Source organism: Streptomyces sp. NPDC059255, from assembly GCF_042752355.1.
Lineage (GTDB): Bacteria > Actinomycetota > Actinomycetes > Streptomycetales > Streptomycetaceae > Streptomyces.
In genome coordinates this window covers 1-1,422 of sequence record NZ_JBHYZP010000110.1, presented here as the reverse complement: position 1 = coordinate 1,422, position 1,422 = coordinate 1, and the positions used below count along the sequence as shown (strand labels likewise).

Here is a 1,422-nt window from a genome sequence, read left to right as displayed (position 1 = left end):
GCTTCATTATGCTAAAAAACAGGATGTGTTATTTTGGCCGCTTAGGAAATGGAGCTAAAAAAACCCGATGCGGGAAATCGGGGACTGACCCCATAAGATGAGACAAATAAAAACACCTTCAAGTTTGAATACGGATGATTGTTATCCGAAATTAGACTTGGAGGTGTTTTTTCTATGGGGACAAGAGTGAGTTATCCGGTTGAAGTGAAACAGAAGGCTGTAGAAATGAGATTGGCAGGCGTACCTATGAAAGAGATCATGCAGGAGTTGAATATCAAAAATAATACGCAGATTAAGACATGGGTCAGATGGTATAAGGCTGGTGATACACATCGATTTGAACAGCCTGTTGGTAAGCAATACACTTATGGAAAAGGTCCGGAGTATTCTTCCGAATTAGAGAAACTGCAGGCAGAGAATCGATATCTGAGACAACAGAATGAAGTGTTAAAAAAGTACAACGAATTGGAAAGGAAGATGCTAGCCAAACGTCAGTCGAACTTGTAGAAGAATTGCACAGCACAATGACCGTGCAGGATATCTGTATTCATTTAGGTATCTCTCGCTCGTCTTATTATCGTTGGAAGAAGAATCTGAAGAAAGATCATCCCAAGCGCCATTTAGAAAAACAAATCGGCACGTTGTGCCGAGAGCACCAGTATCGATATGGATATCGAAAAATCACAGCTATATTAAAAAAGAGAATGTGTATTAACCATAAAACGGTTCAGCGTATTATGCAGAAAAATCAGTGGCAGTGCCGGGTTAAGGTGAAAAAGCGCAAGAAGAATGGGCAGCCATATGCCGTGGTCGACAATATATTAGATAGGAACTTTCAGTCTGATCATCCTCTTGAAAAACTAGTAACAGACATCACGTATTTGCCTTATGGACAGAAACAATTGTACCTTTCCAGTATATTGGATGTATATAATGGAGAAGTGATTGCTTTTACGATTGGAGATAAGCAGGACACAGACTTTGTCTTACACACACTTGATCAACTGCCAACACTGCCTGAGAACTGCGTGTTACATAGTGACCAAGGATCTGTGTATACATCTTACGAGTATCAGAAAGCTGTTAAAACAAAAGGCATTACCATGAGCATGTCCCGCAAAGGGACACCCGCTGATAATGCCTCCATCGAATCGTTTCATTCCTCACTAAAGTCTGAAACGTTCTATCTTAACAGCATTGATCGAACCACGACCGCCATCGTAGAACGCACTGTCATAGAATACATTCATTATTATAACAATATTCGTATTCAAACGAAACTAAACAACCAATCACCGATAAATTATCGGCAATTGGCTGTTTAAAAGGTGTTTTGATCCCTGTCTCAAAAACGGGGGTCAGTCCCACTGAAGAGGGTTTTTTGTATTATTCGTTATGGCCTGAATGCTCTGAGTGTTCAGC

The 1,422-nt window shown here is 40.4% G+C and carries 1 protein-coding gene; it reads left to right on the top strand.

All coding sequences use genetic code 11. From position 1 onward, the window contains the following. Positions 1–174: 174 nt before the first annotated feature. A protein-coding gene (locus ACFXKG_RS41290) for an IS3 family transposase (protein WP_384850773.1) occupies positions 175–1,325 on the top strand; the annotation gives its coding sequence in 2 pieces (ribosomal slippage) (positions 175–448 and positions 448–1,325; 1,152 coding nt in all). The last annotated feature ends 97 nt before the right edge of the window (positions 1,326–1,422 follow it).